Consider the following 13358-nt stretch of genomic DNA (forward strand, 5'->3'; position numbering starts at 1 on the left):
TTTTGTCCTCTTCTCTTACAAAGAAATTTCAATTGTATTGTAACGTATAGTTCATAATAATTTCTAGAAATATCCATTTTTTGATTTTTTGCACAAAATGAAAAGACTAGAAAATTTCTAGTCTTTTTGTCTTATTGTCTTATTGTTACTATTTACATTTAACTATTTTCTAATTACTGTTTGTATTGTTGCATAAGTTTTGTTGAATAATCTGTTTCATAATACTCAAGTTCTTCACGCATTTGTTGAAAAACTTTTTCTAATGACGAAAATAGATCTTGGACTGTACCTGGCACAGCTTTATAAAATGTAATTGCTTGATTACCAGTGTATGCTGCACGACTATTTTCATACCATGCATCGTTTTTAGGAGAGAAGAATTCTGCAATACATCTGTGATAAATTTTATGTAAAGTATCTTCGGCTGTTGCTTTATGGAACTGCCCACTTAAAATTTTCTCACAAACTTCTTTAGCATCCTCACAATATACTGTAATTCTACGTAATGAAGAAAGTATTTTTTCTAAGTAGTTAGTATCCACTGCTTGGTTTTCATGTTGAAATGACGGTAAAGAATTCTTATTTAAAAACAAATTACACTCTAGACCAACAATCCCTAATTGATTACCTACAATTTTTAATTGATGCTCTACCATCTTATTCGACATTTTTTTCCCTCCGTTAAATTAGATCGATATTTCTATTTTATCTGAATTTTGTTTAAGACTTCTCGCATATCCTACCAATTTATCAAAATCAACACCTTGTAACTCTTTTGAGAATTGATCTAATTCATTAATATATATTCGCTTTCTTCCTCGATAATCAGGATTTTTAATAATTAGAGCAAGTGCCACAATATCACGAAAATCTACTGATTGATCGCCATTTTCATATAATCTAGTTGTCTTTAAATCACTTACTTCAGAAAGTTGTTCTTCAAAGAAACGAACATATAGGACAGAAGTTACAATTTTTTGGCCATTATATTCATATTCAACTTCAGAACGATTAAAAAAATCTTCCGAAGTATTTGGTTGAGCCTTTACTAATTCATACCCATGACAATTATAAATTAACAATTCTTTCACCCTCCAAGATTTCCATAGTATTAGTTTAACATAGGATGATGATAGATTTGCAGAATTTTTTAACTAATCTTGTTTTTCAAATTTGCTAAAAAATAAATCTGCTTCTTCCTCAACCTCTTCCATTTTTAAATCTTGTGGTAGTGGAGGTAATTCTTTAATGTTTTTTAGACCAAAATAATCTAAAAACTCAGAAGTAGTACCATATAAAATTGCACGTCCAGTCCCTTCAGCCCGTCCAACTTCTTTAATTAAATATTTTGAGACAAGAGTTTGAAGTGGTTTTTCAGTCTTAACTCCACGAATATCTTCAATTTCTGTCCTCGTAATTGGTTGTTGATATGCAACAATCGCTAAAGTTTCTAATGCTGCTTGTGACAATGAAGAGTTTGATGGACTTTCAACTAACTTTTTGAAAAATTCTCCATGTTCTCTCTTTGATGTAAGTTTATATTTATTAGCTAATATTCTAATCTGTAAGCCTCTGTTAGGATTTTCATATTCTTTTTTTAGACTCTCAATTAATTCTATAACATCTGTTTGATTTAATTCTAAAGTCTCTGATAGCTCGACAATCGATATTCCTTCATCGCCAGCTACAAATAAAAGTCCTTCTAGAACTCCTACTAAATTTTTTTCCTGTTCCATTACAAGTACACCTCAGCTTGCTTATCTTCAAAAACCTCCCGTGATGTAAGAAAAATTTCTGAAAAATTTTGTTCCTGTTCTACTACAATGTCTTTTGTTTTCATTAACTCCAAAATCGCTAAAAAAGTAACTACAATACTTTCTTTATCATTATATGGAAATAAACTGATAAAATTAGTTCTCTTTTTTATACTTTTTAAGTAGTTAATAATTTCATCCATTCTTTTTTCAATCGATATTTCTTCACGAACAATTTTAGTTTGAAGTGGTTCTTGTAGCTTTTTACGTTTAAAGAGCTTTTGAAGTGCACCAAACATATCGTAAATCGTAACATCAGTCGGCATGACAATATCTTCTGGTCTAGGTCCATATTCGGACAAATCGACTGGATTTCGGGTGAAAATCATCGCACGTTCTGATTCTTTTTCCTGAAATACGATTGCTGCTTCTTTAAATTGCTTATATATAATTAATCGATTCATTAATTCTTCTCTTGGGTCTTCTTCTAGTATTGCATCCCAATCAGCTTGCTCTTCATGATTAGGTAAAATACTCTTACTTTTCATCGCAAGTAATTCAGCTGCCATCACTAAATATTCACTTGCAATATCCAATTCTAATTCTTTCATTGTATGAATATATGAAACATATTGATCTGTTATTTCAGATACAGGTATATCATAAATATCAATTTCAAATCGTTGAATTAAATGAAGTAATAAATCTAATGGCCCTTCAAATGCATCAATTTTAACTTCATATTGCTTCACAAACTACTCACCAACTTACATTTAAAATAAAAATATACTCTATAACAGTATAAAGTATTATTTCATAAAACTATATAACAGAAAAGGTTTTTTCATCGATGAAGTTACTTTCTTCCTAAATTTTTAGTTTTGCGCCTATACCATTTTCTATAAATTTTCATAAGATATCAGTGCAAGAAGAATTATTTTTTTGGTAAGGAGGTAATTTCATGAGTAGAGGTGCTGTTTCTCCAGAGTTCGGCGGTTTCGGCCACGGCAGAGGCTTTGCTTTAATCGTAGTATTATTTATTTTATTAATCATCGTTGGATGTGCTTTCGTCTGTTAATTTAACCCCGTGAATAAACAAAACGTGAAAGTCTAGACATTTGTTCTAGGCTTTCTTCTTTTTAAATAATTCTATTTCTGATAAAATTTTAATAATAAAGAGGTGAAAAACTTGGTCCATTACAATAAAAACGAACGATACATAAAATATTTATGTCATTTTCATTTTGATCAAGATTTTTTTGAATGTCATGAAATTCTTGAGGAACAATGGAAACTTGAATTAAATCATCATTATAAAAAGGTTTGGTTAGGTTTAATCAGATTATCGGTAGTGTTATATCATTATAGAAGAAGAAACTTTACTGGTGCTAAAAAATTATTACGGCACGTCAATACCTTTTCGAATGATTCTAATTTATTAGAAATGGCAGGAATTGATCAAATTCGCTTTCAACAAATGATTTCGGATTTACAGTTAAATCTTCAAAACGAAACGGCATTTCACCCTTTCGATCTCCCAATAAATGACCAAGAACTGATTGAGAGATATCAAAATCAAAAAGAATATTACTCGTCTTTTACGGAAGATTTAATTAATAAACATTCTACAAGAGATCGAACAGATGTTATTTCGGAACGATTAAAGCAATTAGAATTACGAAAAAAGATTTAGAGGTAAAAGAAAAGGTGCTAAAAAATTGAGCACCTTTTTCATTGTGTCGAAATTGAAGTTGAAAAGAAGGAATATACTCAAAACTGCTTATTGTTGTTTTGTACTTACTCATAACAATCTTTAGTGGAAATACACGACATCACTTATCACTTTTTTCTATAGTGCAAAAAAAAGTGCTCAAAAAAAATTGAGCACCATTTCTATAATACTTTCAAACTAACATGACAATGTTCAATAAATGAAGCTACTTCTTGTGTTGTTACGATCGTATAATCTGTATACTGAGATCTAATAGCGTCGTAAAGTGAAGTTGCAATACCTTGATTTCGGAATGAAGGGTTTACACTTAAATGTTTAATCATAATAACCTTATCTGGTAGTAGTTGTATTCCAATAATCCCAACAATATCGTCTAATTTCCAAAGGAACAAATGATTATCTTCTTTAGTTTCATAATCTTTAATCGTATTTACTAAGCTCTTCACATTCTTTTCATTCGGCATAAACGAAAGCAGGCCCATTGCAATTTTCTCATATGTTTTCTTATACCTAATTAACATGTTAACCCCTCTTAAAAATTATTAAAACTCAAATTAACTTCTAAACCAATACATAATATATGATTGAATATCCCTCTATAGTACGGCAATTATTAAAATTCGTTCCTAATATATCAATATTTCAAATATATAATTCTCACATTTTTCTGTCAAGTCAGAAAACAAGAGATAAGCAAAAACAGGATAAATGGTACAGGAGAAAGATTTAAAGGATAGATAAGGCTTTTAAGATTTAGAGTACTATGTGTTCCCCTTCCCATCTTAACTTATAGGCTTTTGTCACCAATTATATAAATTTGAATACAGTAAATTTTAGTTAGATTTAAATAAAAGGGTGATCATTGTGAGGTTGGATTTAGATTACACATCGCCAAGTATTCAATATACTTATGATATAAATAAAAACCATGCATTTGTGAAGGATAGTCAAAACTTTATAAATCAATTAAGTGTTAATGATTTGAATACTTTGGATAATTTGTCTTTATTGGATATTTTTTTAAGTGTAAATAATGTTGTAGAGCCACATTATCATCAAAATTCATCAGAATTAGTCTATTGTATTTCAGGAGCTGCAGTTGTATCGATTTTGAATCCTTATACAAAGCAACTTTTAAATTTTCCAATTACTCCTGGTCAAGTTGCAAACGTACCACAAGGCTGGTGGCATTATGAAATTGCAACTGTGGACAATACTCATTTATTAGCAATATTTAATGCACCATCCCCCGACGTAATTTTATTCTCTGATTTAATGAAATTTACACCTTCGAATATCGTCTCACATACTTACTGTCTTGATGAAAACCAATGGAAAAATGCAACAGCAACTTTACAACCTTCTATATTTATAGGACCACCAAAAAACTGTAATCGACAAGTTCAAAACCAGCATGAATTTGCAAATCAGCAGAATCATACTAATTATCAAAACTCCTATTATAACCAAAGTTATTATCAACAGCGTTTTTAAATGCAAGATAAAAGGGAGACCAAGAAGTGCAATTAAATTTGGAAAACTGCAAAAAGGTATGAATCAAGTGTAAATAGATTAAAAGAGTCAAATTTATAGAAGAAGTAACATGAAATAGAATGTGAAACAATTAAAACTAGACATAAATCCAATTTAATGTTCAATAAATAGTTCGAGCTGTTTATCGAATAATTTCTTTGTTCAATCAACAATGAGCCACAGAGGAATTTTCTTTGTGGTTTTCTTTATTTGAGATCTAATTTTGACAGACCTATTTTGATTTTGAGTATTCCTTGTTCCAAACTTCTTGTATAACCTTTTGAAACCTAGTTTATTTTAGCCATTTCTTTCACTACTTTCTTTAATAAGAAAAACCACATTTTTATTCATGTCTGTTATTCGACATGAAATATTATACAACATTACATCAAAAATAGAGTTCCAACTTTAGTTTTCAACTCACTTTATTAGGAATTAGCTAATATTTAAATTAATACAAAAGTTATCGCTTTTTGTTCCATTGGAATAATATTAATTTTATTTATTATACTTCCGCTTACAGGGCATCTTTTTGGTCTAAACGAAAAGAAGAATCCACAAATTTCTGTTGAACAACTTTATTGGAAAACAATTGAATCCAATGACAATTATTATGGAATAACTGGAATAAGCTTTAATATAGATGATCAGGAAAAGGTTTTTCTTGGAGCTGCTAGTTATGAAGATATCTTAAAAATAGTAAATTTTTCGATAAAAATAATTCAAAATTAACTTCAGAAAAAACTGATGATGCAATTAGAGTTTACATAAAATTTTATAACAAAACGTTTTTTGATATTTCAACAGAGAAGTAAGCTTATAATGGTAAAAAATCTACTTTTTACTTAAATAGTGCTTTAAAAGCAGAATTAATAAAATTATTAATTGAATTGAAAAATAATAATATGTATAAGAAATTTTATATTAAAGAAAATATATCCATGATATATTCTATAGTCGGGCTTGTATATGATATCCATTAAATTTTTTGACCTTAACAATTCTAGAATTTTAAGAATCATTACTAATAAATATGCTTTAGTCATGTGGTAAAATTTACTAATTCTATATTCTTTGAATAAAAGGAAAAAAAATATTTATGTAAATAAAAAGTAGACTAACAGAAATGCTAGTCTACTTTTTATTGATTTTATCTAAAGTACTCGGTCAAACACTTAAACCTATTCTTCGTCCCAAACCTTAACTTCTTGCATAACATCGCCATTACGCATTCTTAAAACTGTATCCATACCTTCGATTACTTGACCGAAAACTGTATGTACTCCATCTAAATGTGGTTGTGGCTCGTGAACGATAAAGAATTGGCTACCACCAGTATCTTTTCCAGCATGTGCCATTGATAAAGCTCCAGCTTTATGTTTTAATGGGTTACCAACAGTTTCACATTTAATTTTGTATCCTGGGCCACCTGTTCCATTACCATTTGGATCTCCACCTTGAGATACAAATCCAGGAATTACACGGTGGAATGTTAATCCATTGTAGAAACCTTGGCGAATTAATTTTTCAAAGTTTTCAACTGTACCTGGTGCATGCTCTGGGAATAATTCGATTAGAATTTGTTCACCATTTTCAAACGTAATACTTGCTTTTTTCATAATAAAAATCCTCCTTATGTATGTACAATTTCATAAGACTTTAATTGTCCTATATTTTTCATTACTGAATAAACTAGTAACGCTGATATTATCATACAAAAAACAAAAAGTAATGACAAGTTTTCGAAAAGTACTATAATAGTGTTGTAAGATGTAAAATTTGGATTATTGTAAAGGGAGTGTCTCTTTGTTAAAACGAAAGTTATTAGCGTTCACCATATCAATGGGATTAATTGCTATGCCATTATCGGTATTAGCTGATTCAGTTCCTGGTGATACGATTGTTACTCTTGGACAAAATTTGTCTGAAACGCAAAAGAAAGCATTATTAGCTGAAATGGGTGCACCATCTGATGCTAAAATTGTGACTGTTTCGAATCAAGAGGAGCATAAATATTTAGATGGTACTGTACCTAGTGCTCAAATCGGTACACGAGCTCTTTCATCTGCTATGATTACAATTGGTGAAAAAAATACAGGCATTGTTGTTCAATCAAATAATATTTCATGGGTTACTAACTCAATGTATACAAATGCTTTAATCACGGCTGGATTAAAGGATGCAAATATTGTTATTACTGCACCATTTGAAGTGTCTGGTACTGCTGCTTTAACTGGGATTATGAAGGCATATGAGCTAAGTTCAGGAGAAGTTATACCTGATGATGTTAAAAAAGTAGCAAATGAAGAAATGGTTAAAACTGCTAAACTTGGTGATTCAGTAGGTAATGAAAAAGCTGTACAACTAGTCACTAAAGTGAAAGAAGAGCTTGCTAAAAATCCAAACATGTCAACCGATGAATTAAAATCTTTAATTGATCGATTAGCAAAGGATCTTGGTATTACATTAACTGCTGATCAAAAGGCTAGTTTAATGGCTTTATTTGAAAAAATGAAAGATTTAAATATTAATTGGGATCAAGTAGGAAACCAATTAACAAAAGCAAAAAATAAAATCTCAGGATACTTAAATTCTGAAGAAGGTCAATCTTTTATTCAAAAACTGAAAGATTTCTTCTCCGCATTATTTGATGCGATTCTTTCATTCTTTAAATAATATTGTAACAAACCCGGTTACTTAAAAAGGAACCGGGTTTCTTTCTGTTGAAATAACAATTTATCAATTAATTGTTAGATTTATCATATTTATTGACCTAAAGGACAGATTAGTTTTCATGAAAAAAGAATTTTTTGGGGATTCAACCGAATATATTAACATTCCTAAAGATTGTTAAATTGAGGAGTTGTAAGTATGCTTTTTTTAGGGATTCTTTTACTAATAATTGGTTTATTAATGCTAATAAGCCCCTATACTTTTTACCTTATTACAGAAAGTTGGAAATCGCATTATGTTACAGAACCATCTTCTCTTTATGTGTGGAGTACACGTTTTGGAGGAATAATGTTCACTTTAGTTGGAAGTGGTGAGATAATTTCCTCATTTATTTAAATAATAAAAATTGACATGAACTAACGTATAGCATTATTTATTGAAAGAAAAACTAAGGCCATTTTTTTAACAGTGCCAAATTAAAAAGAGGGCGCCCATTTCTCAGTTAATCTAAATCCTGAGATTGCACCCTCTTTCATTTTACAATCATTTTGATCTACCTTTTCCTATATCCTTTAACTTGCCAAATTAAATAGTAGCATCACCGATTGTTTTTCCACCTTTATTATGTTGTTTTTCACTAGCTTTTGTTCGAACAACTAGGTGCCAGAAAGCTCTGCCGTCAAATGGTATAAATGGCCAAAAGTAAGGTGTATTTAAAGTATTTAGACTTGCTAAAAACAGAATAAACAATGTCGAACCAATCATAAAGCCTTTAATACCTAATATTGCTGTTAATATTAATATGAAAAATTTGGCCAGTTTATTTGCTAGTGCTAGCTCATAACTAGGTGTAGCATACGATCCAATCATTGACACAGCCGTATATAATACTACTTCTGGCTGGAATAGGCCTACATCAATTGCGACTTGTCCAATTAATACCGCTGCAATAATACCCATTGATGTTGACACTGCATTTGGTGTATGTATACTTGCCATTCTTAGGAATTCAATCCCCATATCAGCTATGATTAATTGCAAGTAAATCGGAATGTTACTTGTTTCTTTTGGACCAATATAACTTAATGATTTAGGTAAGACCTCTGGGTAATTACATAATAGTAACCAAAATGGTAATAAAAAGACTGACATAAATATTCCAATATAACGAACCCATCGAAGAAATGTTCCGACAGAAGGAGTCTGTCTGAATTCTTCAGCATGTTGCATATGGTGATAATATGTTGCAGGCGTAATGATTACACTTGGAGAAGTATCGACAATAATACATACATGTCCTTCAAGAATATGGTTTGCAACAACGTCAGGTCTTTCCGAATATCTAACTAATGGAAATGGATTATATCCTTGTTTTAAAATAAATTCCTCTAATTTCTTATCTGACATTGTAAGGCCATCAACGTGAATACCTGTAATTCGATCTCGGACTTCTTTAACAAGTTCCGCGTGTGCTAAACCTTCTATATACGATAAACATACATCTGTCTTTGAACTTTCACCTACTTGAAGAATTTCATTTCTTAAATTCTCGTCACGTATACGTCTTCTTATTAGACCAGTATTATTAATAATGTTTTCAGTAAAGCCGTCTCGTGAACCACGTACTACTCGCTCGGTGTCTGGTTCTGTTGGACCACGACCAGGATAACTCCTTACATCTACTGCAAGTCCTTTATCTTCTCCATCAACTAATACTACAATCAAACCAGATAATACTTTCTTTATAACATCTTCAAATGTTAAAACAATCTCTACTGATTGATGGACAATCGTATCCTCAATATTTTTAAACATTGATTTGTTTTTCTCGACTTTTTCTAGCCCAATTAAGTCATCTAAGAATCTCTGAATAAAACTTGTATCCGTTAATCCATTAACATAATATAGATTAACTTCAACTTTATTTACAAAAATCACACGTTTTCCAATATCAAAACTTACTCCATAACCTATTCGATCACTTATTGTATGAGCATTTGTAACTAGTTTATTTGTAAGTTTTGTCGGCTCTTTTTTCGTAGTCAGTGGAGTTCACTCCTCTCGAGGATATATTCAATTGCTTTTCTTGTAATGGGTGAACCAATTTCAATATCATCTCTTCCACCCATTTTTCCAATATCTCCGATGCCTAAAATGAAAGGGATATTTAGTTGATCTAAATTATAAACGGTGTCTCCATTTATTCTTCCGATTTCAATATCAGGTACTCCATACTTATCAACACCGTATTCAGTTAAATTTCCTTCGTTATCAATACTTACATCCACTTTTGTCCATTCTTGATGATGTGTATTTGATGCTACTGCTAATGCAGCAATAACTTCAATATGTTTATCACTCGCTACATATTTTAATGCTTTTTCTCCAGGACCTTCTCCCATAAAGCCACTGTCATCAAACAATACAAATACTGGTTCTTTTTGTGCTTGCATTATGATTTCAACCATTCTTTTTCCAGAAAACTTAGTGGGATTACCTTGCGATTGTGATATTGTGCATCCGCCAAATTGTTTTGCCAAATACTCAATACTCCGATGTGCATATACATCTCCGTCGGTTACGATAATGATCCTTTTCTTTTTCATAAATTAACCTTTTGGCTTAAAAATAAGAGCTATTATAAATGAAAATAAAATTGCTGCCGAGATTCCAGATGAAGTTAGGGAAAAAATCCCCATTCCAATACCAATGAAGCCGTGGTCATTTGCTTCTGCCATCGCTCCATGTAATAAAGAATGGCCAAAACTTGTAATTGGAACGGTTGCACCTGCACCAGCAAATTTTATTAGCTTATCGTAAATACCAAACCCATCTAATATTGACCCAATTACGACAAATATGCACATCACATGCCCTGGAGTTAATTTTGTGAAATCAAATAATAACTGGCCAACTACACAAATTAGACCTCCTACTATAAAAGCATTAACAAAATCCATCTGAACACCTCCTAACAGCTTTCGAAAACGACAGCATGTGAAATAGTTGGAATTGATTCTTTCTGTTGTATCATTGTTGGGCTTAAAAGAGCGCCCGTTGCTGCTACTAAAATTCGTTTATAAGTACCTTTATTTAATTCTTCAAATAAATGACCATATGTTACGACCGCTGAACAAGCACATCCACTACCACCAGCAAAAACTTCCTGATTTTCTCGATCATAGATTAACAATCCACAATCATTGTATTTTCCTGCCATATCGTATCCTTCTTCTCGAACAAGTTGTTCACAAATTGGTGCGCCTACAGCTGAAAGATCTCCAGTTACGATGTAATCATAATCATCAGGTGTCGTATTTGTATCCTTAAAGTGTTGTACGATTGTATAGGCTGCGGCTGGTGCCATCGCAGAACCCATGTCAAATGGATCTGTCAACCCTAAATCCTGAACTGTACCAATTGTTGCGCATTTTACTTTAATTCTGCTTTTTTTATTTGAAAGGAGAACACTTCCTGCTCCAGTTACTGTAAAAGTTGCAGAATCTGGTTTTTGTCCACCGTATTCTGTAGGATATCGATATTGTCTTTCGGCAGTAGCATTATGGCTACTTGTTGCTGCCAATGCCATTTTTGCGTAACCACTATCGATCAACTGTGCACCAAGTGCAGCCGTTTCCATTGAAGTTGAGCACGCTCCAAACATACATAAAAAAGGAAGTTGCAATTCCCTTGCCATAAAGTTCGCAGTAACATTTTGATTTAATAAATCACCTGCTAAGAATACATCAATATCTTCTACGTTTTTGTTTGCCTTTTTTAGTGCAACTGAAATTGCATTTCTCATTAATGCTCTTTCTGCTAATTCCCAATTATCTTCATTACAATGAAGGTCTTCATAGGCATAATCAAATTTGCCTGCTAACAGTCCCAAGTTTTCTCTCGGTCCTACAGCGGTTCCAGATGCTTGAACATAAACACCATTTTGAAACTCCCAAGTTTGTTTACCAACTAAAGCCATTTGTACTCACCTCCTAAAAGAATACTTTAAATGCGTATCGTATCATTCCTACGATGTATGCTGAAACAACTCCATAAACGATTACACAACCAGCTAGTTTAAACATATTTGTTGCAACCCCTAAAACTAGCCCCTCACTTCTATGTTCCATAGCAGCACTCGTCATAGAGTTGGCAAAGCCTGTAACTGGAACAGCCGATCCTGCACCAGCAAATTGTCCAATTTTGTCATATATACCTAACCCTGTAAGTAAGCTAGAAATTAAAACAAGTGTAGCTACAGTTGGATCACCTACATTTTTATCTGTAAAGTTAAAATAATTTATATAGATTTTCGTAATACACTCACCTAAAAAACAGATTAATCCCCCAACTAAAAACGCTTTAATACAATTTTTTAATACCGGCTTTTTTGGTTGGTATGGTTTTATATTCTCTTTATAATTAGCTTTTAATTTCCCACTCATTTCATCCATCCTCTACTCTATAAAATAAATCCAATGAAATAATGATCCAAAAACTTTACCTAGTGCGATTGCCATTAATAAGTACACTATTTTCTTTTGAATACCAATTCGTTTTGCTAAGATTGGAAAAACGTTTAAAACCTCGGTTAATGCTGCAGCTAACATTCCAATAAATATCCCTGCTAATAGCCCGATAAAAACTGAAAATATACTCGGTAAATTAAAAACAGTATTTCGTAAACTAATCCAGCAGCCAAAAATTGCTCCTAAAATAACAGCAAATTCATAAGCACGAATTTTTTTAATCGTTTTCGTTAACTGTGTTAGTCTCGGAATAATTCCAATTACCGATAAAAATGCTACAAAGCCAGTACCAACAGCAATACCTCCTGAAAAACCTACAAAAACGATAAACAATTGTCTAATCATCGGTATTTACACTTTTGTTTGGCTTTTTATTTTCGTTTATTAACACATATTCATCCATTGAGCGTTGATACTGGAACATTTCGACTTCAAGAGGACTCGGCTCTTCGTTTAATCTAGTCTTAAACCATTGATTAAAAAATAAAATCATCCCAATTCCTAGCCCAAAAGAATAAGGTACTTGAAGTAATAAAGGTTTATGATTATGTTCTCCAGTAATCATATAGTAAATTCGTTGTTGAACTTGCTGCATGCTAACATCTTCATGAAAATAAATAATGGCTAATGAAGAACCTGTAAATAACAAAATCCAAACGAAACAAAAAAGAAATATACGATCCTTTGAAATTTCATTTTTAAGTTCTATTATGCACATAGTCACTCCAACAAGCTCAAACGAAATTTCGGGTTCAATTTCTTGAATTAATGGTAAAAGCTCTAGAATATCAATAACAGTATGTGTACCATCCTCCTTTTTAGATTCATGTACAATGATATTTTTAATTGGGGTTAAATCAACATTAATCCCTTGTAATCGTGCAATCTCTCCTAGATGTACACTTTTACCTACTTGTACAACGATTCGATTAAATAATTTAATATATAACACCTTTTTCATACTTTCCCCTCTGTTTCAAAGCTTTATGAATTCAATTACAACTAGTATGTGAAAACTTCCCAAAAATATAAGTAAAGGAAGATTGATATGAGTAGATCGGTAAGTAAAAATAGGAAAAGTTGGGCGTCAACACGATTGAAGGAATCCATCTAGTTCGGGATTTCAGCTGTTTATAA

General features: G+C 31.6%; 18 protein-coding genes. 5 read left to right on the forward strand and 13 right to left on the reverse strand.

The features are described 5' to 3' along the window. Positions 1-173: 173 nt before the first annotated feature. The 4 genes from B6K90_RS01275 to B6K90_RS01290 all read right to left on the reverse strand — a co-directional run bounded on the left by B6K90_RS01275 (position 174) and on the right by B6K90_RS01290 (position 2506). Complete coding sequence (locus tag B6K90_RS01275; RefSeq protein WP_088010731.1) at positions 174-668, reverse strand: DUF3907 family protein; 495 nt, start codon at positions 666-668, stop codon at positions 174-176. 18 nt (positions 669-686) lie between these two features. Next, positions 687-1082 (reverse strand): hypothetical protein, encoded by a 396-nt coding sequence (locus B6K90_RS01280; RefSeq protein ID WP_088010732.1) that lies wholly within the window; start codon positions 1080-1082, stop codon positions 687-689. A gap of 72 nt (positions 1083-1154) precedes the next feature. Continuing rightward, positions 1155-1736, reverse strand: coding sequence for an SMC-Scp complex subunit ScpB (gene scpB / locus B6K90_RS01285; RefSeq protein ID WP_088010733.1), 582 nt, complete (start codon positions 1734-1736; stop codon positions 1155-1157). Continuing rightward, on the reverse strand, positions 1736-2506 hold the full coding sequence (locus B6K90_RS01290; RefSeq protein ID WP_088010734.1) for a segregation/condensation protein A: 771 nt from the start codon (positions 2504-2506) through the stop codon (positions 1736-1738). The genes scpB and B6K90_RS01290 overlap by 1 nt, the downstream gene beginning before the upstream one ends. Before the next feature lie 209 nt (positions 2507-2715). Here B6K90_RS01290 and B6K90_RS01295 point away from each other — a divergent pair, with 209 nt between their 5' ends. Then, positions 2716-2832, forward strand: coding sequence for a YjcZ family sporulation protein (locus tag B6K90_RS01295; protein WP_088010735.1), 117 nt, complete (start codon positions 2716-2718; stop codon positions 2830-2832). Between the two features lie 111 nt (positions 2833-2943). Then, a complete protein-coding gene (locus tag B6K90_RS01300) occupies positions 2944-3447 on the forward strand; it encodes a DUF309 domain-containing protein (RefSeq protein WP_167555242.1) in 504 nt (167 codons plus the stop codon). A 200-nt stretch (positions 3448-3647) separates the two neighbouring features. Here the strand turns inward: B6K90_RS01300 and B6K90_RS01305 are convergent, their stop codons facing one another. Further along, positions 3648-4007: a GNAT family N-acetyltransferase gene (locus tag B6K90_RS01305; RefSeq protein ID WP_088010737.1), complete on the reverse strand. Its 360-nt coding sequence runs from the start codon at positions 4005-4007 to the stop codon at positions 3648-3650. Positions 4008-4350: 343 nt separating this feature from the next. Between B6K90_RS01305 and B6K90_RS01310 the strand changes: the two genes are divergently transcribed. After that, positions 4351-4980, forward strand: coding sequence for a cupin domain-containing protein (locus B6K90_RS01310; RefSeq protein WP_170927394.1), 630 nt, complete (start codon positions 4351-4353; stop codon positions 4978-4980). A 1220-nt stretch (positions 4981-6200) separates the two neighbouring features. On the opposite strand, the gene B6K90_RS01315 is transcribed toward B6K90_RS01310, so the two are convergent. Beyond that, on the reverse strand, positions 6201-6638 hold the full coding sequence (locus B6K90_RS01315) for a peptidylprolyl isomerase (RefSeq protein WP_088010738.1): 438 nt from the start codon (positions 6636-6638) through the stop codon (positions 6201-6203). 223 nt (positions 6639-6861) lie between these two features. Between B6K90_RS01315 and B6K90_RS01320 the strand changes: the two genes are divergently transcribed. Together B6K90_RS01320 and B6K90_RS24395 are read left to right on the forward strand one after the other, a co-directional pair. Continuing rightward, complete coding sequence (locus tag B6K90_RS01320; protein WP_235821696.1) at positions 6862-7695, forward strand: DUF1002 domain-containing protein; 834 nt, start codon at positions 6862-6864, stop codon at positions 7693-7695. Positions 7696-7890: 195 nt separating this feature from the next. After that, positions 7891-8088, forward strand: coding sequence for a DUF6199 family natural product biosynthesis protein (locus tag B6K90_RS24395; RefSeq protein ID WP_088010739.1), 198 nt, complete (start codon positions 7891-7893; stop codon positions 8086-8088). 189 nt (positions 8089-8277) lie between these two features. Here the strand turns inward: B6K90_RS24395 and B6K90_RS01330 are convergent, their stop codons facing one another. The 7 genes from B6K90_RS01330 to B6K90_RS01360 are packed head-to-tail and all read right to left on the reverse strand — an operon-like array spanning position 8278 to position 13182. Continuing rightward, complete coding sequence (locus B6K90_RS01330) at positions 8278-9738, reverse strand: spore germination protein (protein ID WP_328589773.1); 1461 nt, start codon at positions 9736-9738, stop codon at positions 8278-8280. After that, positions 9735-10298, reverse strand: coding sequence for a stage V sporulation protein AE (locus B6K90_RS01335; RefSeq protein ID WP_088010741.1), 564 nt, complete (start codon positions 10296-10298; stop codon positions 9735-9737). The genes B6K90_RS01330 and B6K90_RS01335 overlap by 4 nt, the downstream gene beginning before the upstream one ends. Before the next feature lie 3 nt (positions 10299-10301). Next, the gene (spoVAE, locus tag B6K90_RS01340) at positions 10302-10652 is read right to left on the reverse strand and encodes a stage V sporulation protein AE (protein WP_056466865.1); all 351 of its coding nucleotides are present in this window, start codon (positions 10650-10652) and stop codon (positions 10302-10304) included. Between the two features lie 11 nt (positions 10653-10663). After that, positions 10664-11671: a stage V sporulation protein AD gene (gene spoVAD / locus B6K90_RS01345; protein WP_088010742.1), complete on the reverse strand. Its 1008-nt coding sequence runs from the start codon at positions 11669-11671 to the stop codon at positions 10664-10666. Positions 11672-11684: 13 nt separating this feature from the next. Continuing rightward, on the reverse strand, positions 11685-12137 hold the full coding sequence (spoVAC, locus tag B6K90_RS01350) for a stage V sporulation protein AC (protein ID WP_088010743.1): 453 nt from the start codon (positions 12135-12137) through the stop codon (positions 11685-11687). A gap of 12 nt (positions 12138-12149) precedes the next feature. Further along, the gene (locus B6K90_RS01355; RefSeq protein ID WP_088010744.1) at positions 12150-12566 is read right to left on the reverse strand and encodes a stage V sporulation protein AB; all 417 of its coding nucleotides are present in this window, start codon (positions 12564-12566) and stop codon (positions 12150-12152) included. Further along, entirely contained in the window at positions 12559-13182 is a 624-nt protein-coding gene (locus B6K90_RS01360; RefSeq protein ID WP_088010745.1) for a stage V sporulation protein AA, read from the reverse strand. Before B6K90_RS01360 ends, B6K90_RS01355 begins: the two co-directional genes overlap by 8 nt. Between the last annotated feature and the right edge of the window lie 176 nt (positions 13183-13358).

The organism is Gottfriedia acidiceleris (genome assembly GCF_002128425.1).
GTDB classification, from domain to species: domain Bacteria; phylum Bacillota; class Bacilli; order Bacillales; family Bacillaceae_G; genus Gottfriedia; species Gottfriedia acidiceleris.